Annotated in this window: 30 protein-coding genes; 5 read left to right on the forward strand and 25 right to left on the reverse strand. The window is 57.2% G+C overall.

Annotated features, from left to right (window positions below; all coding sequences use genetic code 11):
* Positions 1 to 292 precede the first annotated feature (292 nt).
* The gene (locus ACSQ3I_RS02530) at positions 293 to 859 is read right to left on the reverse strand and encodes a hypothetical protein (RefSeq protein WP_435995761.1); all 567 of its coding nucleotides are present in this window, start codon (positions 857 to 859) and stop codon (positions 293 to 295) included.
* Positions 860 to 988: 129 nt separating this feature from the next.
* Here ACSQ3I_RS02530 and ACSQ3I_RS02535 point away from each other — a divergent pair, with 129 nt between their 5' ends.
* From ACSQ3I_RS02535 to ACSQ3I_RS02545, 3 genes are all read left to right on the forward strand, one after another.
* Positions 989 to 1,525, forward strand: coding sequence for a hypothetical protein (locus ACSQ3I_RS02535; protein ID WP_435995762.1), 537 nt, complete (start codon positions 989 to 991; stop codon positions 1,523 to 1,525).
* 454 nt (positions 1,526 to 1,979) lie between these two features.
* Positions 1,980 to 2,315, forward strand: a complete 336-nt coding sequence (locus ACSQ3I_RS02540; RefSeq protein WP_435995763.1) for a hypothetical protein — start codon at positions 1,980 to 1,982, stop codon at positions 2,313 to 2,315.
* 739 nt (positions 2,316 to 3,054) lie between these two features.
* Positions 3,055 to 3,291 carry a hypothetical protein gene (locus tag ACSQ3I_RS02545; protein ID WP_435995764.1) on the forward strand — a complete coding sequence of 79 codons (237 nt, stop codon included), beginning with the start codon at positions 3,055 to 3,057 and terminating at the stop codon, positions 3,289 to 3,291.
* On the opposite strand, the gene ACSQ3I_RS02550 is transcribed toward ACSQ3I_RS02545, so the two are convergent.
* The 3 genes from ACSQ3I_RS02550 to ACSQ3I_RS02560 are packed head-to-tail and all read right to left on the reverse strand — an operon-like array spanning position 3,288 to position 5,855.
* Complete coding sequence (locus ACSQ3I_RS02550; protein ID WP_435995765.1) at positions 3,288 to 3,644, reverse strand: hypothetical protein; 357 nt, start codon at positions 3,642 to 3,644, stop codon at positions 3,288 to 3,290. The two genes, ACSQ3I_RS02545 and ACSQ3I_RS02550, sit on opposite strands and share 4 nt — an antisense overlap.
* Before the next feature lie 17 nt (positions 3,645 to 3,661).
* Positions 3,662 to 5,413 (reverse strand): phage terminase large subunit family protein, encoded by a 1,752-nt coding sequence (locus ACSQ3I_RS02555; RefSeq protein ID WP_435995766.1) that lies wholly within the window; start codon positions 5,411 to 5,413, stop codon positions 3,662 to 3,664.
* Positions 5,361 to 5,855: a hypothetical protein gene (locus ACSQ3I_RS02560; protein WP_435995767.1), complete on the reverse strand. Its 495-nt coding sequence runs from the start codon at positions 5,853 to 5,855 to the stop codon at positions 5,361 to 5,363. The genes ACSQ3I_RS02555 and ACSQ3I_RS02560 overlap by 53 nt, the downstream gene beginning before the upstream one ends.
* 199 nt (positions 5,856 to 6,054) lie before the next feature.
* On the opposite strand from ACSQ3I_RS02560, the gene ACSQ3I_RS02565 reads away from it, so the two are divergent.
* Positions 6,055 to 6,360: a hypothetical protein gene (locus tag ACSQ3I_RS02565; protein ID WP_435995768.1), complete on the forward strand. Its 306-nt coding sequence runs from the start codon at positions 6,055 to 6,057 to the stop codon at positions 6,358 to 6,360.
* Between the two features lie 188 nt (positions 6,361 to 6,548).
* Here the strand turns inward: ACSQ3I_RS02565 and ACSQ3I_RS02570 are convergent, their stop codons facing one another.
* The 17 genes from ACSQ3I_RS02570 to ACSQ3I_RS02650 all read right to left on the reverse strand — a co-directional run bounded on the left by ACSQ3I_RS02570 (position 6,549) and on the right by ACSQ3I_RS02650 (position 19,656).
* Positions 6,549 to 7,985: a WD40 repeat domain-containing protein gene (locus ACSQ3I_RS02570; RefSeq protein ID WP_435995769.1), complete on the reverse strand. Its 1,437-nt coding sequence runs from the start codon at positions 7,983 to 7,985 to the stop codon at positions 6,549 to 6,551.
* The gene (locus ACSQ3I_RS02575) at positions 7,985 to 8,140 is read right to left on the reverse strand and encodes a hypothetical protein (RefSeq protein ID WP_435995770.1); all 156 of its coding nucleotides are present in this window, start codon (positions 8,138 to 8,140) and stop codon (positions 7,985 to 7,987) included. Before ACSQ3I_RS02575 ends, ACSQ3I_RS02570 begins: the two co-directional genes overlap by 1 nt.
* Positions 8,141 to 8,209: 69 nt before the next feature.
* Positions 8,210 to 8,572, reverse strand: a complete 363-nt coding sequence (locus ACSQ3I_RS02580) for a hypothetical protein (RefSeq protein WP_435995771.1) — start codon at positions 8,570 to 8,572, stop codon at positions 8,210 to 8,212.
* Position 8,573: 1 nt separating this feature from the next.
* Positions 8,574 to 8,945: a DUF2190 family protein gene (locus ACSQ3I_RS02585; protein WP_435995772.1), complete on the reverse strand. Its 372-nt coding sequence runs from the start codon at positions 8,943 to 8,945 to the stop codon at positions 8,574 to 8,576.
* A complete protein-coding gene (locus ACSQ3I_RS02590) occupies positions 8,942 to 9,163 on the reverse strand; it encodes a phage head-tail joining protein (RefSeq protein ID WP_435995773.1) in 222 nt (73 codons plus the stop codon). Before ACSQ3I_RS02590 ends, ACSQ3I_RS02585 begins: the two co-directional genes overlap by 4 nt.
* Positions 9,163 to 10,923 carry a phage major capsid protein gene (locus tag ACSQ3I_RS02595; protein ID WP_435995774.1) on the reverse strand — a complete coding sequence of 587 codons (1,761 nt, stop codon included), beginning with the start codon at positions 10,921 to 10,923 and terminating at the stop codon, positions 9,163 to 9,165. The genes ACSQ3I_RS02590 and ACSQ3I_RS02595 overlap by 1 nt, the downstream gene beginning before the upstream one ends.
* 14 nt (positions 10,924 to 10,937) lie before the next feature.
* Positions 10,938 to 12,320 (reverse strand): phage portal protein, encoded by a 1,383-nt coding sequence (locus ACSQ3I_RS02600; RefSeq protein ID WP_435995775.1) that lies wholly within the window; start codon positions 12,318 to 12,320, stop codon positions 10,938 to 10,940.
* Positions 12,313 to 12,714 (reverse strand): hypothetical protein, encoded by a 402-nt coding sequence (locus ACSQ3I_RS02605; RefSeq protein WP_435995776.1) that lies wholly within the window; start codon positions 12,712 to 12,714, stop codon positions 12,313 to 12,315. The genes ACSQ3I_RS02600 and ACSQ3I_RS02605 overlap by 8 nt, the downstream gene beginning before the upstream one ends.
* Positions 12,715 to 12,979: 265 nt before the next feature.
* Entirely contained in the window at positions 12,980 to 14,041 is a 1,062-nt protein-coding gene (locus tag ACSQ3I_RS02610) for a hypothetical protein (RefSeq protein ID WP_435995777.1), read from the reverse strand.
* 554 nt (positions 14,042 to 14,595) lie between these two features.
* A complete protein-coding gene (locus ACSQ3I_RS02615) occupies positions 14,596 to 14,850 on the reverse strand; it encodes a hypothetical protein (RefSeq protein WP_435995778.1) in 255 nt (84 codons plus the stop codon).
* A 271-nt stretch (positions 14,851 to 15,121) separates the two neighbouring features.
* Positions 15,122 to 16,426 (reverse strand): AAA family ATPase, encoded by a 1,305-nt coding sequence (locus ACSQ3I_RS02620; protein WP_435995779.1) that lies wholly within the window; start codon positions 16,424 to 16,426, stop codon positions 15,122 to 15,124.
* Positions 16,413 to 16,814, reverse strand: a complete 402-nt coding sequence (locus ACSQ3I_RS02625) for a hypothetical protein (RefSeq protein ID WP_435995780.1) — start codon at positions 16,812 to 16,814, stop codon at positions 16,413 to 16,415. The genes ACSQ3I_RS02620 and ACSQ3I_RS02625 overlap by 14 nt, the downstream gene beginning before the upstream one ends.
* Positions 16,795 to 17,148: a hypothetical protein gene (locus ACSQ3I_RS02630; RefSeq protein ID WP_435995781.1), complete on the reverse strand. Its 354-nt coding sequence runs from the start codon at positions 17,146 to 17,148 to the stop codon at positions 16,795 to 16,797. Before ACSQ3I_RS02630 ends, ACSQ3I_RS02625 begins: the two co-directional genes overlap by 20 nt.
* Positions 17,149 to 17,368: 220 nt before the next feature.
* Positions 17,369 to 18,463, reverse strand: coding sequence for a tyrosine-type recombinase/integrase (locus ACSQ3I_RS02635; protein ID WP_435995782.1), 1,095 nt, complete (start codon positions 18,461 to 18,463; stop codon positions 17,369 to 17,371).
* Positions 18,463 to 18,711, reverse strand: a complete 249-nt coding sequence (locus ACSQ3I_RS02640; protein WP_435995783.1) for a hypothetical protein — start codon at positions 18,709 to 18,711, stop codon at positions 18,463 to 18,465. Before ACSQ3I_RS02640 ends, ACSQ3I_RS02635 begins: the two co-directional genes overlap by 1 nt.
* A gap of 24 nt (positions 18,712 to 18,735) precedes the next feature.
* Positions 18,736 to 19,470, reverse strand: a complete 735-nt coding sequence (locus tag ACSQ3I_RS02645; RefSeq protein WP_435995785.1) for a hypothetical protein — start codon at positions 19,468 to 19,470, stop codon at positions 18,736 to 18,738.
* 6 nt (positions 19,471 to 19,476) lie between these two features.
* Positions 19,477 to 19,656, reverse strand: a complete 180-nt coding sequence (locus tag ACSQ3I_RS02650) for an Arc family DNA-binding protein (protein ID WP_435995787.1) — start codon at positions 19,654 to 19,656, stop codon at positions 19,477 to 19,479.
* Positions 19,657 to 19,739: 83 nt separating this feature from the next.
* On the opposite strand from ACSQ3I_RS02650, the gene ACSQ3I_RS02655 reads away from it, so the two are divergent.
* Complete coding sequence (locus ACSQ3I_RS02655; RefSeq protein WP_435995789.1) at positions 19,740 to 20,207, forward strand: Arc family DNA-binding protein; 468 nt, start codon at positions 19,740 to 19,742, stop codon at positions 20,205 to 20,207.
* Here the strand turns inward: ACSQ3I_RS02655 and ACSQ3I_RS02660 are convergent, their stop codons facing one another.
* From ACSQ3I_RS02660 to ACSQ3I_RS02675, 4 genes are all read right to left on the reverse strand, one after another.
* The gene (locus ACSQ3I_RS02660; protein WP_435995791.1) at positions 20,208 to 21,230 is read right to left on the reverse strand and encodes a beta family protein; all 1,023 of its coding nucleotides are present in this window, start codon (positions 21,228 to 21,230) and stop codon (positions 20,208 to 20,210) included.
* Positions 21,230 to 21,760, reverse strand: coding sequence for an ImmA/IrrE family metallo-endopeptidase (locus ACSQ3I_RS02665; RefSeq protein WP_435995792.1), 531 nt, complete (start codon positions 21,758 to 21,760; stop codon positions 21,230 to 21,232). Before ACSQ3I_RS02665 ends, ACSQ3I_RS02660 begins: the two co-directional genes overlap by 1 nt.
* A gap of 10 nt (positions 21,761 to 21,770) precedes the next feature.
* Positions 21,771 to 22,370, reverse strand: coding sequence for a hypothetical protein (locus ACSQ3I_RS02670; RefSeq protein ID WP_435995793.1), 600 nt, complete (start codon positions 22,368 to 22,370; stop codon positions 21,771 to 21,773).
* A gap of 99 nt (positions 22,371 to 22,469) precedes the next feature.
* Positions 22,470 to 22,664, reverse strand: coding sequence for a hypothetical protein (locus tag ACSQ3I_RS02675; RefSeq protein ID WP_435995795.1), 195 nt, complete (start codon positions 22,662 to 22,664; stop codon positions 22,470 to 22,472).
* Between the last annotated feature and the right edge of the window lie 57 nt (positions 22,665 to 22,721).

Raw genomic sequence — 22,721 nt, forward strand, 5'->3', positions numbered from 1 at the left:
CCTCCAGAAGGGCGTCAGCGGTTCTGACCGGTCTGCCATCATTGCGCAGGCCGTCTATCCAACTGTCAAGCTCGATGACGTCATATCGCTCCATACGAACGCCGACGCCCAGTGCGATCGCTCGCACCGGGCAGACGGAACCGAAAGTCGGAACACTTAACCCGCAATAGCGGGCTGCCTGCGTCTTCGTGAGAAGACGCAGGGGGATGTTATCATTAGCCGCGACACGCATCAGGCGTTCTCGTTAATTACAAGAACCAAACCCTCTTGGAGTCTGTTCATGGCCGCCTCCTTAGTGCATCAGGCCAGACGAGGGTGCGGTGGCCGAACGCATCATCTGTGCGACCACCTGCCGCTGGCGGATATCCCGCTGCTCGGCCGCGCGCTTCTCTGCGGCCTTGGCCCGCCGCTTCTCTTGCGCGGCTTCAGCCTTCTGCCGCTTGTGTCGCTCGTGGAGCCGGTGCAGTTCTAGGACGGCCTTGTCGTTGAAGACCTCCTGAAGCTCCTTCTGGCCGGCACGCTCCGCCCATGTCGGGGTGTCCACATCGTTCTCTTCGGTCCATCCGCTATCATCCGGATACTGATAGTGCTCGTTCTCGCGGAAGATATCCGGGCCGTGGTAGAAGTCGCGGTTTTCCTTCATCACCTGCGGCGTCTGCTGGATCCAGATGCCGACGCAGATCGTGGCCAGTTCGGCCATGTCCGGGACTGTCGCAAGGATATGTGCTGCAAGCCGGCGAGCTGCGTCGCGCTCTTCTTCCGATCGCTTTTCATCCCATTTCCGGTTCGGAGGATTGTCCATGGCCGTGAGGCCGAGGACGAGTGCAGTTGCGATTTCAGTCTTCGATAATTCAGTCATGATTTCTCCTTCTTCAGACTCATTTGCGTTTTGCACAATAAGGAAAAGAGGCGATCTGTCAATCTCTTTTCCGTTTTACGCATTTGAGAATTGTGGTAGTGACTGATCAGCATCAGTATCGAGGACTACATGGCCACGCCGAAACAGCTTGTCGCGAAAGTCGCGGAAATCACCGGGGTTCCGGAGGGGACTGTTGTCCAGCATGACCGGAATCTTTCGGTCGCCGAACTGCGAACAACGGGCGGTCGCGGGCTCGCCGTAGCAAAGGTCACGTTCGAAGACGCCGCAAACCTTCTGATCGCCGTCGCCGGCAGCCGGAACGTCAAGGACAGCGCCAAGACGGTCCGCGAGTATCGGGGGTTGGTGTCGTCACAGCCTCTCGATTTCGGCGACGTGGAGCGAGGCCATACCTTCGGCGATGCGCTTGCAGCCCTCTTGGAAGCGGCACCGAGAGACCGAGAATTGTTCGCCGGTCCCGAAGGTGGAACGATAGAGGTTTCGATTTACGGCCCGAACCCGTCCGCGAGGATCGAGTGGCAACTTCTAAATAGTCAGGGCAAGATCGACTATCGATCCAAGACCAAGCGCACGTTCGCTGACCTGCAATTCGTCTCGCAGTTCAGTCAGGTTACGATCGGGCACGTCGGCAATCTCGTGTCAGATTGAACAGCTGGCGCTGCTTGCGTTTAGTTCCGTTGGTGCCGATGGTAGGTGTTGGCGGCGACAGATTCACTCCGTAGGCCGCACCCGCACTCCGCCCTCGATGAACTCAACGCCTGCGGCCTCAAGGGCGGCCTGCAGAGCATCGACAGTACGTTCCTTCAATTCCTCGCCCGCCTCGAACCTCGACACTGTCCCAGGCGCAACCTTTGCTAAGGCAGCGAGGTCGCGCACGCCGAGATCAAGCGCTACTCGCGCCATCTTACATTGAACGGGAGTCATTTTCGATACACTGCTTCAAAATTAGGTTGACGTACCGAAATTATCCCGGTATTGATACACCGTACTCAATTTGACGCAGAACATCAACCAAGGAGCACCAAATGTGCGCGCCTGAGCCTATTCACCTGCCCGATAGATTGGTCCTTCCGCGCCGCCTACTACCGAGAGGTGGCGCCAGATGAACACCCCTAGACAACACGCTCTCCCGATGGTCCCGCCGCTGGCCGGCATACTGGAACATTTCTTCTCACCCGATCCGCCACTTTTCGGCATCGGCGATTCCATCACCTTCGAAAAGGCCGACGGCTATCGCGGCATCGTCACCATCTTGGGTTACTCCCCGACGGGCGAAATCGAATGTATGTTTTTTAATGGTCGCGGGCATCATGTGGATGTCTCGCTCGAAGACCTCTGCAGCCTCCGCATTCTGCGCATCGAAACGATGCGCGCCGATGACGTCGCGATGTACCGGCGCCTGCTTGGCCTCGATCCGCAGGAGGCCGAAGCGGCATGAATTGGCGCGATGTATCCCCGGAAGGTTCGACCGTCATCGTTGGCGACGTCAGATTCCTTGCCCGACACAACGAACATCTCCGAGCCATCGATTTGTTCGATGATGACGGGTTCTTAGTAATGACCATCGCGGCGGAATTCTTACCGAAGATTGCCAGCGCAATCATATTCCCCAGGCACGTAATGCCAGGGGAAGCCGCCTAATCCCCCATCCCCGCCGTTGCACCACCGGCCCCCCGGCCGAGCGGCGATCCCGCGCGCCTATCCGCCCTGATGGCGCGCTGAGCCCCACCTCGTCCGCATGCGAGGTGGGGCTTCATTTTTGGTTGCAATCCAAAATACATTTAGCTAAATTGTATTCAAACAAGCCTGCGGGCTTCGGCGGTGCGCCGCCGTCGTCTCACCCTTACGCCAATGGGTGTTTCGTCTCCTTCCACGTCACGGGAGGCTTCGTTCCCCCTTAGCGTTATCAGGGGCCTCGCTTCGCCAACGTTACTGGCGAGTTGCTTGCGGGCAATTGATGAATTCTCACACAGTTGCAACTGCCTTCGGTTTCACCGCCGGAGCGCGCCCGGCCTTCTCATTGGAGAAAGCCATGGAATTCATCTTCCTGAATGGGAAGGGATTCAAGATCCGAGTAAACGCTCGGTTTCTGTTGGCTGTAGCGACGCTGATCTCTACAGTCTGCGCTTAACGAGGTAGGCGGCCAACTGGCCGCCTATCCAACCAGGGAGGAATCAATGCAAACAAAACTCGCGGAATGGAACGAACGCGCAAAGAGCGCAGCAAATTACAGGGAAAAGCTGCGACTGGTGGAAGAGATCGAACTCAGTCGCGAAGCGCCCGAATACCTGCGCACCGCCGCAACTCGATCGAAGCAAAGTCTATCGAGATACATTGACGGCGGTATGCTCGACTCCACAGACAAGCATAGCGCCGATCACCATTTCCAATCATTCAAGTTCGCATTTCCCTAGACGCCCGCCTTCCGCAAAGTCTCTTCCTCCTCCGCGCTGATCCGCAGCATGCGCTTAAGGCCAGCGTTGAGGACTGGCTCGTCCACCCGTTGCGGCAACGTGAATTTCAGGTTCGTCCCGCGCAATTTGTTGTAAATATCCGCAGCGGCCTCACCGACCTTGCGCTTGGTGGCCCTCGTCATCGACACGACTGAGATTTCGCTTTTCGGGAAATAGAGCCAAAGCTCATCCGGCGCCTTGTCGGGCCGCATCAGAGAAATCTGGTGGAAACGGACTCCGGCATCATGGAAGCTGACGTCGAAGCCCATAACGTAACCTTTTTCGGCGATAAGGTTGATATTACTGATGTTCATCTTTTCATTCCTTGTGTTTAAGCCGCATTCAGCCACGCGGATTGGATCACCCGCGGCTTTGCAGCGATTTGAGGTTCCTGCCGCAGTTCAGCGGCGCGAGCGTCGAAGTTGGATGGAATGACCTGCCGGGCGGCATAAGCGTAAACCGTGGCGTCGAGTGCCTCGGCAGCGCGTCCTGGTAGGCGTTCCCATTTGGCAAGCGGGCGCTGGCCGACATACCGGATGACCTTCCGCTCGCTGAGAAATTGTTCGAACCAAACAGGCTCAAGGCTGGTCGAGAACCGCAGCATTGTATTGCGACTCACGCGGTTCATGAGCGTCGTCTTCACGACGTCGACACCCACAATAAACAAGCCACGGGCGTCTTTGTTCTTGGTAGCAACAATGACGGGGCGACTGCCTCCCATCCCTTTGATTGACATGACGCGACGGCGTGCCCGAGGCCGGCAGAAGTCGTACACCTTTTGCGTCCAATCGCCGTCACCGGAGTCAACTGCGACAGCGTCAATGCCAATCGTGCCGCCAAGAGGATGAGCGTGTCTCGCCGTTATCAGGGCATCGAGTTCGGACCATGTATGGTCATCATCAGGCGAGCCGTAAATCACCGCATGGTCGAGGATGAACATCGTGCCGTCGCGGTCCCACCCGGCCGTGGTCGCCTCGAGCCTGTCGTCTTGGACGTCGACTCCCATGGTTAAATAGAGCACTTCATCCGGAATGTTTCCGATACCGAACGGTTCGGCACGACTGGCGACTTCCGCTTCATCGATATCGTCCCCGCCGTCTTCCCAGGGCAGCCCGAGCACCAGGTTCTTGAACGTGCGCAGCTTGTCAGGGTCGTCTTTCTTTTCCTCGAATTCCTTGGCAAGGATTGCCCACGATGCGTTCGCCAGTGGCGAGACAAGCGTGTTGATATAGAAACCGGCATGCCCCTTTACTTCAGGGGCGGTGGCCCGCCAGCGGCCGTGGGCAACCATACTGGATTTAAAGCGATGATCGACAAACCCGCCGCACCGTGGGCAGCACCATTCCGCTTTTTCCGGCTCGCCTGCAGGCCAGCGAATGTCCTCCCAGTTGATCTGTGAGAACCCATGGCACTCGTGACACCTGACCTCGAATATCCGTTTATCGGATTTCTCGTAGGCATCACAGATGAGCGAAGTAGCCGCGTTGACCGGCGTGGATCCACGCACGATCTTTCGGTCAGCGAATGACGACGTCCGGCCTTCGGCAAGCAAGGTTGGATCGCCCTCGACGGTCTGTGCCATCGAGTCGACCTCATCGAGGAAGAGCACGCGGACGTTCGAACCGCGCAAGTTGTTGGGGCTCTTCGCTGCCACGACGTTCAGGCTGCCGCCGGAGAAGCGACGAGACATCATGGTGTTGCGATTGACGTCTTGGTCGTCACCGGTGAGTTTGCCGGCCAATGCAGGCGACGCGCGGAAGATCGGTTCCATCACGTCGACGACAAGTTTTCGGCCGTCCTTGTCGACCGGGATAACGACCATGATCTGCGCCGGATCGTTCGCAACGAAGTTCGCGATCGCGCCGATCAACAGGCTTGTGTAACCGATGCGGGCAGACTTCTGGATGCTGACGCGCTCGATCAGAGGATCGCCGATGGCGTCAGCAATGCCTTTCTGGAACGGATACAAGCGCATCTTGCCGGCCGCGTGCGACACGTCGTCAGGCAGCCGGATATTGCGCTCGATGAATTCAGAGAGGATAAGCTTGGGTGGCGGGCGCAGACTCCTTAGCGCCCTGGCCAAGATCGTCTTCGCCGCCGGCAAGTGCGGTGAGTGCGTCACGAATTTCTCGATCTATTACAGCAGCGTCGGCTGCTTCAATGGTGGTGGCGGCGCGAACCCGGCCGACAACGGCAAGCATTTCCGACCGCAGCCGGCGACAAGCATCGGCCCATGTCCGTTCGACATCGCCGGCATCAAGCAACTCACCGCGTGTAACCTGATTTTTGAGGGCCTGACCGTCGGCTTGCTCTTTTGCCAAGCGTGCACGTTCACGGTCGAGGTCGAGCTCAACCGACGCGCCGGCGGCTTTGCCGCTGGCATGGGCAAGCATGTTTTGAATGGTCGCAGCCGCATCGAAAAGGCCGCGATCCACTTTGACCGCGATCCCTTCCGATACCAGTTGCCCCAAACGGCGCGTCGAAATGCCCAAAAGGCCCGCTAACGCAGGGGGTTTCATGTGCATAATTATTCATTCCTTTCGGAAGGAAACGCCATAGGAAAAATTTGCATCGAGGCAAAGCGGGCGGCTGCGGCTCCGCAGTAGGCTTGAGGCGGGGGAGGACCCAATGGAGGGGTGCCTCTTAAGCAAGACCGAACTATTGACGTGACACGCAGAAGCTGCATTGTCGGTCTTGCATATTACACTTCGACGGAGACATTTCATGAGGATAACGTGGGTTGCGCTTCTCGGCGCGATGGTAGGATTGGCGGGCTGCGAGACGGCGGGCAATAACACTTCGACAGCACAAGCATCTTGTACTCAACTTGAGCAGGATTATGCGTCGGCTCAAAAACGGCTGAACACTGCAGTGCGAGCCGATCCGAAGTTGAGGAATGCAGATCTAATCGTATTGGCAGTCGAGTACGAAAAGAATCCGAAGCTAAAACCATTGTTCGACGAAACCCGCATCACTGCGCGGCGACTACAAGAAAACGGATGCAGCGTTGAACGCGCGATGGCTCTCTAGTCTTGCTCGGTGCTGCGCCTTCTTGGCGAGGGCGCAGCTGGTTTTGATTAAAAGCCCCCACCGATTGCCGCACCTGCCTCAATAGCGGCATTGGCCTTGTCACTCACCTGGTTCGCCAATCTGCGCTGCTATAGCATCCACCGCCTGCGTCCATTCGCAGGCGGGGATGTTGTAGGAAGCTGTGAGCGTTAGGCAGCCTTGATATAGGCTTTTACGCCGCCGTTGCTGTCGATTTTGGGCAGGTAGAAATCAGATGCTGGTCGCTCTGCCCCATCGTAGATGGTGACATATGGCGTCAAATTGTGGGAAATTGCGATGTACCTACTGTCTGGAGAATACGACATCCCATTGGCTGTACCTGGAAGCGCATTGGCTGGATCAGCTATCTTTGTTGGCACGCCAGAAGTGAAATCATAAAAACTCACATAAGGAGTGGCGAAGGAAGAATGGCCGATCGCCAGAACTTTACCGTCAGGAGACCAAGCGGCACCAGATGCGGATGCTGCTGGAATTGCCGCTGGATCGGTCATTTTTACCGGAGTACCGGTGTTAAAGTCGTAGATTATGATCCACGGACTGGTATTCTGTGTAATCGCCAAATACCGGCTATTGGGAGAAAAGGTTGCGGCCCCAACCCCAGCACTGACAGATGCAGGCAGCGTTGCAGGATTGGTAATTTTGACCGGTGCACCTGTCGCCCAATCATAAATGGTGATGAAAGGAGACGTGCTGTGCGCAACAGCGAGATACCTGTTGTTCGGGGAGAAGCCAACGGCCGCGCCATTACCCGTAGGTAAGGTGCCAGGATTGGTGATTTTTACGGGTACGCCTGTCGCCCAATCATAGATCGTGATGAATGGAGACGTGCTGTGGGCTACAGCAAGATATCGACCACTAGCAGACCAAGCGCATCCAGATCCATTTCCAGCAGGGAGGGTGGCAGGGTCTGCTATCTTTACTGGCGCTCCGCTACTAAAGTCATAGATCGTCACATAAGGCGATGTTGCGTGTGCGACAACCAGATATCGGCCGTCGGGAGACCATGTGCAATCGGTTCCGGTACCGGCAGGCAGGGTGGCAGGATCAGTTATTTTGATCGGCACGCCAGAAGTGAAATCGTAGATTGTTACAAATGGGCTGGTTGAATGGGCAATCGCAATAAATTTCCCGTCAGGAGACCAGGCCGCACCATTTCCTTGTGCAGCATTAGGCAAAGTCGCCGGATCGGCGATCTTGACAGGAAGCCAAGGATATCGAACAGGCGAATTCTGGTGCCCCGTGATCGCATACAGGCCTGAGTAAGTGGATTGGCTGACCTTGCGGCCATCACAGAGAAGCCACGGCGAGCTAAGGATCGTGGTGGTGTAGAGAACATCACCGACGTTGAACCCACCAGCGGCATCCTGAAACGACGGTTCGGCCGATGGCCCGTTGCTGGTGTAGACCTGCCCTGTGGTACCCAGATTGGCGGCCGTGAGAACTGGCTTCGCAGCATTCACTGACGTTGCGAGATACAGTCGTTCTTCGTCGGTGGTATACTTCACCTCACCCGGAAGCAAACTGGACGAGCCGATAAGGGCGGTCAGCGCGGATTTCAACCCGCGAGGAAAGCGAATGGCACCCATCAGTACGTGCCCCCGTCGATGCGAGCATCATGGATTGTGCCGTCCTCGGCGGCGGGCGCCTGGTCACCCGACTGAGGCGGATTGGTTTCCGTAATGACGGTGGATTGGATTTCATCGTCGCTTTCGGCGGGCGGGGAGTTTTTATCGGTGGCCACTCAGGCTCTCCTTATAGGCAAAGAAAAAGCCGCGCGGCGGGCGCCGGCGGCTGGGGGTGGATGGCGGGGCTACGCCTCGCCGAGCTCCAGAATGATGATGCCCGAGTGCCTGTCGTTAACTTTCGACACTTCGTACCACGGCATGCCGGGCCGTTCGGTGGCGCGCACCCGGTCTTGGGCACGAATGATCAGGCCGGGGTATTTCGCCCGCTCGATCACCAAGTAGTGCCGAGAAGCCGCCACGCTGGTCAACATTCCGCCGCCCAGCGTGAGCGCGCCGTCCAGCCCAGGATGATGCAGAATCGCCTTGATATCCCTCGGCGGCCTGACTGGATCGACGACACCGTTCTTGAGGAACGACAGGCGAACCGCTTCCTGCCAGGTGGCGAAGACGGCCGTGTCGACGGCCGCCTCGAGCGTTTGCCAGTCCACGTCAAGCGTCGCCGGCGGCCATCTGTGCAGCAGACGGCAGGCCAAACACGCCGTTCAACCGAACCGTGCCGGTGGCGCTCGGATTGGCGGCCACGGCGAGGTTTACGCCGATCGGCGGGTTCGTCGACGCCGTGGTGGTTGCCAGGCCGGTCGATGCGTCGCGGTAGATCGTCAGGCCGGCAGAGGACCAGGCTTGATTGCTGGTCTTCTTGAGCTCAAATGTCCCGGTGGTCTTAAGGGCCACCGTCTTGCCAGAAAGCGCGGACGAGACTGCGATGCCGATCAGACCACCCACCGCCACGATGTCGCCGGAGGCAACGTCTGCGGGCGCGGTAACTTCGACAATATCGGATTCAGCGATGAAGTTTTTCACGATTCAAAACCTGTCTTGAATGAGGGGAGGAATGTCGTGACGCGGGTGCCATTCATGGCCGCCACGTCCCTGTCGATAGCGGCTATGGCCGCAATGATTTCGGCCATTGAGCGATAAACAACCCGTCGGCGCGTGCCCCCTGAGGCGAACTCGACTTCAAGTTCCCCCGAGGAACGGGCGGCCACAAGGGCCGCCCGCTGAGCGATGAGATCTTCCATTACGTGCCTGCGTTCCGGTACGCACCAAGATGGTCGATGGCGCCAACAGCAAAATCAAGAGTTGCGGCAATCTTGGCGCTCTGCGTATCGAAATCTCGTTCGGCACGGACCTGCGGTCCCTCGCTTCCCGCGACGTGTCCCCAGACCACAACCGGGGCAGTGGCCGGCGACGCGAAAATGTACCAAGCGTTGTCGGTAATGTTGGCGTCGACAATGAGCTCGGCGAAGCCGGACCAAACGTTCACGTCCGCGCTCTTCGTCGGGCTGACAGCGGCGAGAAGCTGACGGGCGGCGACCTCATTGGCCGGGCCGCACAGCAACATTGCCGGCTGGAGATTCAACTGCAGACCGTCCAGGCTCTTCTGCGCGCGGAGTGCCTTGACGGCCAGGCCGACATTGGCAGCGTCGATCGCCGTGCCGGACGCGGCGAGGTTGCCGTGACCGGATGCGAAAAGGGCGATGCCATCGGGCAGATTGGCGTTCGCGGCGAGCACAGCATAAGCAAGGGTGTTCTCATCCGACGCGGCACGGATCGCAAAACCGGAGGAGAAGTCGGCCAGCGCGGACAAATTGTCTTGCATCAGCGCGCGGCGGCCGATGGCGATGCCGGACGTATATTCCTTGGCGCTGACGGAAGCTGATTTTTCCGACACGGTCCCATATTTTACGCCCGCACCTTCGACGATTTCCTTGAAGCCCGGCACGTCGCCGATGCGCAGAAAATGGTGCGCGGACCAGTCTGCAATAGGCTTTCGGGCGGCCCATTTCCGGTACGTCGGTGCCGCGAGGGCGTACTGGCCGAGAAGGCTCTTGTTCACAGCGTCGGCCAGCAACAGGGGGAAATCGCTCGTCGAATGGGCGCCGACTGCGCGCATCAGGAGGCCATCCTGGTCGCGGAGATTAACGCGTTCGCCGCGTGCAACGGCGAGATCGCCGACCATGTCGAGGATACGGTGCGAGCGGAATTCGGTGGCGCGGCCCTCAAGCTTGACGGCGTTCGGTGCCAGGCGATGTGCCAATGCGTCAGCCATGGCCGAACGGATCTCGACAGGGTCGTAGTGGTCTGTGCCGATTGAGATAGTGCGGACGCTCGACGTGGTCGACGTGCGGACCTGCATCGCCGCGAACGCATCCTGTCGGACGGCGTCCAGGTTCACGTCGTCAGCATCGACGTGCTTGTCGACCCAGGCTGCGTCAAGGCCAGCCGTCTTCGCAATGCTGCGCACTTCGGCGTTAATCTGGGCGCGCGTAAGGGTGGCCGGAGCCAGAGTGGTGGATTCAGTCATGGGGAGTTCCCTAATTTTTGAGGCTGGGTCGGCGGGCAGCGAGACCAGACTGGCCTCGTAAATTCGCCAGTTTTTCGCGGTGAGCGTTCGTTTCCCCGCGGGTTTACTCTCGGCCCATTTTTCGACCTTGTAGCCGATGGAGCCTGAGAATGAACGGCCGTCCGAAAGTTCGGCCGCAATGCGCTTGGCTTTTTCCGCGTGCTTGGATAGCCGCACAGTCCCGACAATCTGGTCACCTTCGCGCCTGATGTTCGTCACATCTCCGAGGACGTTGTCGAGGTCGCTTCGGTGATCAGCCAATAGCGGGATGGATTCCGGCCAGGCCGCGCCGGCGAGATCCAGAACTTCGTCGAACCCGCCTCGCTCTACGGCTGCGCCAGAAGACAGGACCAAGTCGAAGGTGAGGGTTTCGGCATTCCAACTAGACGCGCGTAAGGGTGCGGCCCGCGTAAGCGGCCCGTTGGTATCGGTCATGATTTGCTCCGTTGTTAAGCGGCCTGCTCGACCGGTTCGTTATCGTTGACGGGTTTTGGCGTGGTGCTGAAGTTCAGCCCTAGTTCCGCAGCGCGCTTATTGTCTGCAGCTAGTTCCGCATCCACCTGCTCGATGTCTTCGCCGCGAGCGGCAAGCAGGGCGCGCCGTGTGGTGAGGCCGGCCGCTAGTTCCATGTTGTCGGCCGTCACATCCTTGACCGGTTCAAGGCTCGGCCACCGCGGGCAGGTATGCTTCACAGGGAAGGACTCTGTTACTGTGGTGCCGATGCTTCCGGACAACACTTCAATGGTCGCCCAACGCCGCCAGACTGGAACGCAGACCTGGGGGATGAATGTCGACCACTGCACTTGTTCGACGCGAGCCTTGAAAGCCGTAGTCGCCTGTTTCAGGCTCGAGTAATTCGCACGGGTGACATCGCCGAAAGCGTGCGCGGGCAATCCCAAACCTGTAGCCACATCGCGTTCGCAGGTGACCGCAAAGTCAACGACTTCCGCGCCGATCTTGGCCGGTTCGGAAAACCTGATGTCTTGCCCCGGATCAAGAAACTTTATGGCGCCGGGCTCAAGCCCCCCCACGAGATTAGTCCCCTGTTGCGTCCCGTCAAATGGCGCGCCTGAGCCGTCTGTCGTAACGACGAACCCCGCCAACATCGCCGCCACGCGTTGGCGCATGATCTGCGCATCACGCCATCCGTCGAGATCGGCGAGCCGTACCAGCACGGGTGCGAACCAGGAGAGCCCGCGGACCTGTCCCGGCCAGTCTTGCCTGTAAAGGTGCAGGACGTCCTCCGCCGGGATACGCTTGCGTTCCCGTGTCAGGGCCGTCTCTGTGCCGATGGCATGCGAAAAGATGTGATAGGCGACGCGCTGCCCGTCAGCATTGAATTCGACCCCCTGCACAATCCTTACGCCGTTGGCTAGGGTTGCGCTATAGGAAGCGTCAAGTTGCTCCGGATCCAGAATTCGAATGCGCAAGCCTGCTTTCGTGCTGAGCATAAGGGCGAGGCCTTCACCGGCCGTCACCATGCTGCGGAAGAGCGCAGTCTGAAGCCCAAACCAGTCGGTGCGGCCTTCGTCGTCGGCCTCGTCCGTCCATGCCGTGAAGCGACTATTAAGTGCCTCCCGCACCGGCTTGTCGGGATGTTGGCTCGACGCCTTGATACCAGCACCTATCGCTTGCGCGGCCCAGGCTTGAACCGCGCCCTGCGCCATTGGATTGTTTCCGACGGCGAACCGCGCCCGCGCCGCTATCGGCCCTCGAGCCGTGTAGGCCGAGATTAGCGGTGCAGGCATCGTTTGCATGCTGGCACCACGCCGACCACCGCCAGCGGCAAGGTAGGAGCGGGAGGAAAGCCAATCGCGAAGACGTTTAAGCATGCTCGACTCCTTCGATGTAACCTGCGACTACGTCGTCGAATATTCGAAGCGCATCTACTTGGACCCATGCCCGCTCATCGGCGGACAGCTGGACAAACGGACCCGGCGGAGCTCTTGGCTTGCCGTCCTCATCGAATGTGAAGTGGAAGACGGCTTTGATCTGCGGCATTCCGATTGGGACGCCAAGCTTGCTGAGCGCCGCCAAGATCAGAAGCGCGTAAAGATCCGCAGGGCGGAAAGACCAGTACCGGCGGCGTTGGTCTCCAAACTTGAAACCCATGGCACGGGCCAAGCGCTGCCAGGCGAAAAACGTATCATAGGCGACGTCGGCAATCCTTGCGGAGGCCGCAGCGTCGAAAGTGGGCTGAGCCCAGTAATCCGGAAGAGTACGCATCGCGACCTCGTTTTTAAAGTTTGCCCCGATCAAGAGGCTCGATAGGAACAAAAAAAGCCCGCCCCAAGCGGGGCGAGCGGTGGAAATCCGCAATTTTTTGCGGAATGAAACTTTGCCGGTGCAGCAGCCGAAGCGCGCACGCGGCAGCGACCAGCGGGAGAAGCGACCGCCGATTGGGAATAGAAAAAGCCCGCGCGGGGCGGGCCGAAGGTGGGGAGAGCTACTTCCCTATCTTATACGCGCCCAGCGCGGCGGATTTGGCACATCATGCCGCATCTTTTTTCGGAATGTTATTTTGGTTAGCAGCGACGAGGGCTTTTCCAGCCTCGAGCAGTGCCCGCTTTCCAGCCCGATCTGCATATCCGCCGCGATATCCAAGCTTTATGCCGATCGAGGCAAGCGTGCCTCTGTTAGCAACCTCCTCGACGACCTGCGCAGATACGCCTGAAAGCGGCTCCGCCGGCTCCCAATTTCCTATCGTGCCATGAGATGCAGTCTGGCAGCGGCCGGACATGCCGCCGATGAATCGAGCATTCTTGGCAATGCCGTCTGGCAGCTTCTTGGCCGGGAACGGCAACTGGTCAAATGGAACGCCGCCGTCAATGCCAAATTCGCTGAGGATAGAGCGGGCTTCCTGCGTGCCAGCCTGCGGGTCGAACATGGGCGCGAGCGCTGGTTCACCCGATAGCGGCCTCTGCAATCCAGTTGCCGCGAGGGGCGATGCTACCGCGCCAGGCAAAGCCAGATATCCGGCCGGGTCGCCCCGGTGCGGGCGTTTGCCGCCGCGAGGCTTGGTCGCCTTCAAGGCGGGCATCTCGACCTTTCCCGCGTCGTCCATGTAGCTAAGAAGCATGCCGCCTTCGAACCCACGTCGAGCGTTGGGCCGGGTGAAAAATGTCAGGCCCTTCAGCGCGACCATATGTCTGCCGGCGAGCGCGGGCTTGTCCGGGAACACATAGTTCCAAGGCTCGCCGATCCATGTCGTCTTGCCGCGCCGCTTTCGCCGGACGCCGCACCATGGCCAGGCAATGCCGCCCGCGCTCCGCAACATCTCGTGGATGTCCGACTTCACCTCGTGAAGCATTTCCGGCCAAATCTCGTCGGGGCCGTCCTGCGCAGTCTCGCTCATGGTCTCGCCCGTGAACTCGGTGTCCGGGGCATCGTGCGTTTCTGCATCGTCTGCATTCCGCTCCCGAGGATCGTGTCCGTTCGTCTGCGGCTCGATGCCATAAGTGTAGTATTCATCGCGCAGCCGATGGAAGACGGCGAGCGCAGCCTCAGGGTCGTGCTTGATCAGCCACGACAGTGCCGGGTGTGTATAGGTCATGTAGCTCTCTGAAGGTGGATTGCGGTGCCGGTTCCCGGTCTTCCGCTTAGTGCGTGAAGGCGGTGTTGAATGCCGCCATTTTGCTGACTAGCACATGATTGTGATTTAATTATGTCGTGTCTATTGACAATTTGCAAGAAATGTGAATGACGGCCATTTTGCCTTGCTCTACTGCCCGTTGAAGTTCGGGAGTGGCGTTAGCATGAACCTCTCGCGCACGCGCTACGCTGGCGCGTCCTACATTTAGCATGTTGGAAGCTGTATCAATTGATACACCTTCAACCTTATCCGCACGCTGCCCATCGGATAAATTCGCCAACTTCGCCGCAACCAACGAAGACAAGCGGCGTGCCGTCATGACGCTGTTGCAAGATGCGGAATGGATGCGTTGGAATGATGTTAGGGTTGCCAAGGCTGCCGGCGTCTCCAGCATGTTCGTCGGGAGGGTTCGCAAAGAGCTATCATTAAACGGTTTAATGATGCCGAGCGACCATCTGTCAACGGTGGACAGATAGATCGCAAAGTCACTCCTCGCGCGGGCGCGCGGGATGCGGTCAAGCTGCCTGGTTGCGTGGGCTGTAGGCGCGCCATCCGCCAAAACGTTCGGTGTGCTTTCTATAGATCGTATCGGGTACATTCTCTGCAAATGTCTCAATCAACCTGACGCCAGGATCTATTGCCTCGAAAAGTCTGATCGCCCCGCTCATGTCCGTGCAGCTACTACGGCCCATGATGAGGATTCCTCTCTGCTCGTCAAAATCATAATGGACACGGTGTAAATAGCATTGGGTTCGCTCATCGAAATACATCAATAACCTCCTTGGATTTGGCTTCAAAGACACCCGCTGCACCGTTGCACCGTACTAAGGAATCCTTCGGTGCAGTGCAGCTGCGAGAGGGGATAAATCCCCCCTCGCGCAGTGATGTTTTTAAGATTGAGCTGCACCGACCGTGCAGGTTGATTTCATTGCATTTTCCTCGTTTTTTTCACGCTTCGGTGCAGCCGGTGCAACATCGGTGCAGCGTTCAAAACACGGCTTGTGATACAAGGCGCTGCACCGATCGAACCGTGCAGTTCGATCAGCCCATTTTCCGCCTCATCCGCTCGGCGAATTCGGCTGATTGCTGCTCAGCATGACGGCGTGCTTTCGCATCCACGACTGCCTCTTGGCCGGCATCAGTAAGCTTCCATTTCCGCGCTTCGAACTTCAGAAGCTTCTGGGCTTTGGCCTTGTCGGCGGCCGTTTGCGCTCGTCTGCGATCAGGCTCACCGTCCTTGTTCCGCCAGCCGAGGCGCTCCGCGATGCCCCTTGTGGACTGCGTGGGATCTCGATCAAACTCGAGCAGCACCGCGTCCATGTCACTAAATGCCTGCCGCTTCACCGCACCGACTTCTTTCTCGGACATGTCCTTGGCAAGGACGGTCGGCACCAGTCTGCCGCGGCTGTCGACAAGGGTGGGCGCCGTTACCGATTCCAGCTTGAAGACCACCGGCTCGAAATCCGGCCCGCGGTGCTTGCCTTGCCAATGAAGCTTCACCAGCCCGTCGGACTTCGTTAGCGTGAGGTTGCCGTCCACCTCCGCTATGAATGCGCCGCCCCCACGGGGCAGTAGGCTATCACTGCTGGCGTTCTTGGTCGGATGGGTTGCTACCAGCACGGCAGGCTCGCCGGGCAGCGTCGTCAATTGTCGCAGGTTCCGAGCATGACGGCCGGCGTCTGTGTTGGAGTTCTCGTCATCGCCGAAGAAGAATGCGGCGCTGGTATCGACAATGACAAGGCTGGCACCGCCTAGAGCTTCCACGTCCTTACGGATCAACTCGATTGTTTCCGCAACATCTGTGGTGCCTTTCATAAAGTGAACGTCGATGTCTTCTGGGTCGAATCCGAGATGATGACCTGCCGCGATCCAGCGCATTTGAACATCGTCGGGATTTTCGCCCGCCAGATAGCAGACGCGGCCGGGCTTCACGTCTCTGCCGCCGACTGGCATGCCCAACGCGGTAGCGGCGGCCAGCAGCAGGAGGACGGCCGTCTTTCCCGTGCCGGTCGTGCCGGTCAGGCTGTAGAAGAATCGCGACTGAAACACCCCGTCCAGCGCGTAATCCGGCGGAACGAAGTCCTTGACGAATGCAGCGCTGGAGATAATGCCGGGGTACTGTTTGTTGTCATTCGCCGGCTGAGTAAACCGCAGGCGATATTGGACTCGCTTTTCGACATGATCCTGAATGCCTGCTTCCAGCCTAGTGGCGGCAGTAGTCAGCATCTCGGCATAGTCGCCCTTCGGACCTTTGCCAGTTTCCAACTCGATCAGCGCATTTTGAAACTCGAGGACCAGGTCGGAGACTTCGAGCCGTCGCGGCGCCTTCTCCTTAGCCTTCGCCATCAATCACCTCTTTGTTGCCAGCGAAGACGATAGGCAGCCAATGCGGCTCGTTGTAGCGCTTGATGCGAGTGGCGGTAGGCATGTCGAGGATCTGGCCGTCAAAGTTATACACCAGCCAACTGGTAGGCGTTGGCTTTACCTTGTCGGACGCAATGAGCGACGTCATGGCCAGTATAGCGGCTTCAGAGACATACGGCCAAATGACGATGTTCTGATCTGCGAATACCCAAGTCTTATCGCCGGTGAATCCCGGAATATCACGCATCAGTTCAATGACTGTAACGCCAGATCGCATGCGCAGATATGCGGCAATTCTCGACTCTAGCGTGCCTTGCTGGCCGGCGTGCTCGATCAAGCGGCTGGCAAGATTAAGTGGCGGTTCCAACATGGCGCAGGGCCTCCGTTGCGATGCGGTCGACGAGGCCCGCGGGAAATGTAATGATCGACTGGCCGTGGTGCTTTGGTCCGTAGACACGCCAGCCGCCTGCGCTCTCAACAAGCTTGAGGTCTCGAATTCTGATCCCGTCGTCGGTCTCAAGATCAAAACGTGCAACAGTATTGCCGCCCGGTGGTGCCGGGCGAGGTGAAAGGACTCTCAGAGCTATCTCCATGGGTTTGCGCCCGCCGGCGATTGCCGGCAGGGTGGTGGTGGTGATGTTGCTGCTGATTACATTTCCGACCTGCAACAGGGTCGACGGTTCGATATGCAGGGCCGGAACCAACGCATACTTTTCTAGACAAAGTTAAGCTAACCGCTTGATCGCGGTTGCCGTTCTAGACGTTTTCAGCACTGGAAAGGTGTTGAAATTGCCCGCTTGAGAACGGATTGAAAATCCGCGTGTCGGTGGTTCAAATCCGCCTCCGGGCACCATTCTAAGCCCTTATTATGTCTGGTGTTTTCCACTATATCAGTCCTTTCTCATAAATCCGGGTTTGACAGATTTATTCGCCGGGTTTGACAACTTTCGTTTTTCGTCTGTTCACTTCGGCCCCGAAATCAGCCACAGCCGCAGCTGTCTGCTTCGACATATCCGCGCGCCGGGAGTAGTGCTTAGCCATCGCTTCGGTGGCCTGGCCGAGAACCAGCTGAATGGTTCCGTAGTCCTTCCCCATCTCGCGAAGGATGTTTGCCACGGTATGGCGCAGGCCCTTGAGAGTAAGGCCGGCCTGCACCCTTCCTTGCTCTTGCAGCCTCTTTTTGAGCTTGTCCCAATTGGTGCTGAAGCCATTGTAGGTCCAAGGCTGGCCGCGACTGTTCGCGCAGAGGGTTATGGCGTCGTGCTTCGGAGAGCGAGCGAGCGCATCCTCTACGGGCTCAAATACTGGCAAGTAAACGGGTTGGCCGGTCTTGTGACGGCGGGTATCGACGCCAGCGACGGATATCGCCGTTTTAGGCAATGCCAACGCGTCTTGGGGATCGAGGCCGTAGAACATCATGAGGCTCATCGGAAGCAACATATGATCGGGCAGGGCTGCAAGCACTGCTTCGCGTTCCGCATCAGTCCAGGGCCTATTCATGTCGCGGAGATCTTTCGGACGCTCCGCAAGGCTCACATGCTCGACAGGGTTTTCCTTCACATATTCGTATTCCATGCCCCAGCTGAACAGGAGAGAGAGAACTGACCTCACCATGTTCGCGAAACGGAACTTGTGCTGTTGCTCTGCTTTGTCGCGGATCTTTGCCACGAAACCGCGCGTGAACTTTTCCAGCGCTGTGTTCTCAATCGGCTGGAGCCAGTCGAAGACCTTTTGATAATCTGCTTGCGTGCGTATTGCCCGCTTCTGAAAGCGCGGACTTGCGCGGTATCTCTTGATCAGCATGCCGAGCGTGCCCGGCTTGGTTTCCCGCTTTTTGTGCATCTCATTGATGCGATGTACTTCCATGTCGAAGGCGAGGGAGTAGGGCACAAACTTCGTGCAATCGATCACGTCTCTCGTCTCGCGACGGCGGGCGCGCCATTTGAAGGGAGGCTTCCGATCTTTCCAGATCTGCCAGCCCTTGTACTTGTTTTCGCGCTTTTTGAGTTCCCGCGACATTAGCTGGCCTTCTTATCCAGTAGGCTCAGAATTGCATCATCGGGGTCGGAGGAACCGGCCTTGACGTGGTCAACCCAGAGGTCAAGATCGCGAATGTCATACTGCTTGATGCCGCCGGGCAAATCGATGGCAGGCACCGCGCAAGCCGAGTTAAATCGCTTCACATCAAGGCCGACGTATTTCGCCGCCTCCCTTAGGGTGAGCATGCGGCGAGGCATGACATTCAAGTTTATCGTTGCAGTAGTCATATGTAAGCCTCCATCTCCTCGGCTCTAGCCGTAAACCTTACCGGCCATCCCGACCCGCGCGCTTGCCCCCGTTTCAGTTGAGTGACCTTGCCGTTCGAAAAAGGCCGCGGCCGCGCGAACCATTGCGACGGAGACGTCACACTCGCCATGTGTGCGATTTTCCCTATCGGCCAAGCGGAGAGCCGCGATAGCACCGTCCAGAGTGATCGCGGGGCGATCCCAATCCTCAAGGATTTCCATTGGCCTTCCGAATGTTTCCCTGATCACACTTGCCTCGCCGCCGTGGGCGTCCCAGTCTTTTTCCTTGATGGCGCCAAAAGCTACCTCGCCCGCTAAGAACGACGCGATAGCGGAGAGAAGGGGGTCGCTTTGCTCGTCGCGCTTTCGTGAGCGATAGATCTTTACGCTCACGGCAGTTCCATCACCGTCCTTTGCCGAGAAGCTTAGGTTTTCGTCGTCATGGCTCATCGGCATTTTCGATAGGATGGTTCTAAGCTGCGAGATGCACGCTTCCAGCTCGCTCTCAGGATTTATCGGTGCCTCGATCCCGATGGGGGTATAGGCGGCCACCGGGGCCCCACGGCACAACGAATGACTTGTTGCCAGTTCAGCTACCGCAGCGCCTGCGGCGGTTAAAGCTACCCCTCCGAGCAAATTGCGACGTGAAAAGCTTGCATTCTCTTGTGCGGCTTGTGTATTGTGACCTTGCATTTCGACGCTCTCCCTAAAAGAGATGTTGATACCAAAAAGCCGACGCACGAGTTCCTAGGCTCGATGTGCGTCGGCTTTTTCATTTGGATGGCTTACTGATACATGCGGTTCCAAAACAGCCAGGATTTCACTGTTGAGTGAGCGATGGTTCCTTTCAGCTTTGTCCTTCAACGTCTCGCGCCATCCGTCAGGAAGGCGCAACATGAACTGGTCTTTCAATGTTCTATTCTGCATAATGACCTACCCAGTGGATATATACGACATATAGCCACTGGGTATCTATTGCGTCAAGACAAAAAAACATCCATTGGATACCTATGGCTGACGAACCAAACAGATCTTGGAAAGATCAATACATGCTCCGGTTTCCGGACGGCATGCGCGATCTTTTGAAACAGCACGCGGAGAAGAACGGTCGGTCTTTGAACGTTGAGATCGTGACTCGGCTTGAGGCGTCCTTGGCCGGCGGCGAGGCACCTGGCGATGCCGTAGACCAAATTTTTATAAATGCCATGAAAGATCTAAGCGCTCATCCTTCGATCGCCACCAGCGGATGGATGCACGTGTTAACGACCGGATACGAGACCTATAAGGTCAATCGCATTCAAGATCTGCGAGAGTTCCTTGACCGTGTCCGAGACGTAATGCGGCAAGCCGAGGGCCAAGGCGGACCCATGCTGGATGACGATATGCGTGAGCGAGAAGAGAATTGGCTTTCACGGCTGAGGGCTAGTGCACACGCTTGGGGATACGATCTTGTCGACCGATCTGAGAGCAAAAAATGACTAGCTTCTCGCCGCTCTCATCGTAATCCAGCAATTGATGCGGACGGATATCCAAAACGACGGACTTGCGCCTGGTACATGACCAGACTTAGCGCTCGATATTTGATCCGTTCCCCAACATTTGGGAAGACGGGTTAGCGAGTGCATGTCGATGTTCATCGCTGCCGCCGCGTATCCACCCTGATTGCCACGAACGCGTGAATAACGGAATTCATCGCCCACAACGTAATCAATTCGTGGGACCCACGTCCCGCCCTTCGTTTCGTACCTCCGTGGATGGACAGAAGCGAAGTCGCAATTCGCGATAGGCAGGTTTGGATATGTTTGCTTGAGGTCGGCCTCTAAAGACAGCTCGGCAAGAGGGAAACGACCTGCGGCATCTGCGCAACCCGGCAACTCGGTAACTGTGCGCGGGAAGGATGATCCTGCAAAGATGAGAACGCCTGGAGCTCGGTTACCAATCACGGAGGTTACATAAAAAACGCACGCCGCTTTGGTGGTGGGAACTTCAGAGGCGCTGACATAATACAGTATCGGGCATAGGATTATATTTTCTTCTGGCGCGACCTCTAAAGTCCATTCGTACAAAGTCGAAGCAATTTCATCCGCGACAGATGTGCGAATGCAGACAGTGCGATAAAGCTCACGGAGCATTATCACTTGATCTTGGAAGTTTTTCTTCGATCCGCCTTCGACGTACAGCACGCACGGAACAATATTTTCTCTAAAATTAGCTTGTAGAAACAAAACCCAGTTGGAGTACCCCCCGCTCTCGTCGAAGAGCGCTTCCGTTTCCGAGTTCATCAGGGTGGCTTCGGTGCACAGATCGAGGATGAACGGATGTCCGCTATAGACCTCGTTCAACTGTTCCGCGCGACGGCTTAGCGAACCAAGCGGATTTTTGGATGTCTTTCGTGACCGCGTCAACTCGAAGACAGGAGTAATCCGGCGCTTCACATCGTCAGAAATGTGCCTTAACGCGCGCAACTCCGAATCGGTGGTCTTCAAGTTGGGATAATACATCAACCGTAAACTGCCCCTTCACCCAACGTTTTTACTCTGAAGTTCGCCGCCTGCTGGGAAACGCCGAATTTTTCTGCAACGACAGGTATATTATTCTGCGTCAATGCTTGTCTAAATTCAACATCAGGCATCAACAGGAGAGAGGCAAAAAGGTTGGCTTCCCGCTCGTGTGAAGCGATGTCTCCGGCCTGACGAAACAGTAATCCATCTCGGAATATCGTTCGGTCGCGATGTAGAAAGTAGTGACCGATTTCGTGCGCGATCGTAAATCTTTGTCGATTTATGTGATGGAGAGAATTCACGCCGATCGTCCATCCCGATCCTTCTTTCTCGAGATATCCAGAGACATTCTCATCCATCGGCATTGAAGCAACGCGAAGGCCCAGAGCGTTCGCCAGCCCACGGACGTCCATAGGAATCGTGGTCAACAGGTTATGTTGAGCAATTTTCCGCGCGTCAGTTGCTGCAATCTTCGGATCATATTCACGCGGGTCACGTGGCGCGGAAACAGATTTCCTTAACACAGCCATTGTACGTCCTTCACAGTTCTTCTTCTTCTAAAAAGTCGTCCTCAGCTTCCTCAGGGGAAGCCGACCGCCTTAGATTTCGCTCGATCGTTGACAAACGATCTCTGAGGTTGGCGATCTCCTGGAGTACCACCCATGATCCACTAGCCGATGCGACCTGCGGATTGGTGTTAGGGTCAAGCGTATCTACATAGTCCTGGACCGCAGTTCTTATTCGCCCTTTAAACTCTTCCGAGGCAAAGTGCGCGTCGGCTTTCTGGTCCACAAATTCCTGCGCAGACTGTATCGATTGCCATCGAACGGCAAACGCCGCCAAAACCGTCGCTAGAGCCAAGACGCCAATGAGCGCTTGAATCATGTTGCCGTAAAGATCGGTTAGATTGGAAATAATTCCGTCCGAAGGGACGATCAGGCCCCTTGTCAGCAGATCGTATATCTTGACGCGATCCAGCGTCGTCAACTGCTGCTGTTTGTCGGCGGAAAAAATTCCATAAGCGGACGAAAACCAATCGTGGAACGGATCTCCAAAAAAATAGACAGCGAATATGAGAAACAGGAACGATCCGAAGAATCCTCCCAGGAAGCACGCCGCCATATTCTTCAAGTCGCTCATCCCTCATAGCCACGTCCGCATGAAGGGCATAGCACGTCTCGTTCAGCAAGAACATAGTGAGAACGTTTGTCGTTTGCTACACCACGATCCAATCTGACATCAATTAGCAGATTTAGGAAGGTTGTCGTTCGAAGGGATGTGCCGCGACGGCAACGCCGCCGCGATACGCGCGAGCATCAATCCCTCTTGAAACTCTCGCCAAGTGGCGCCAAACCGCCTCGCATCCCTGAACACTTCGCGCTCGAATGCCACAAGGACTTTAGCACGGTCATTTTTCGACAGGTCGATAAGCATTGGTAGTATCCGGAAGTTAATCGATGCAATTAGCGATGTGTGGGAGGGCATCGAGTT

The organism is Rhizobium sp. LjRoot30 (assembly GCF_964253915.1).
Classification (GTDB): Bacteria; Pseudomonadota; Alphaproteobacteria; order Rhizobiales; family Rhizobiaceae; genus Metarhizobium.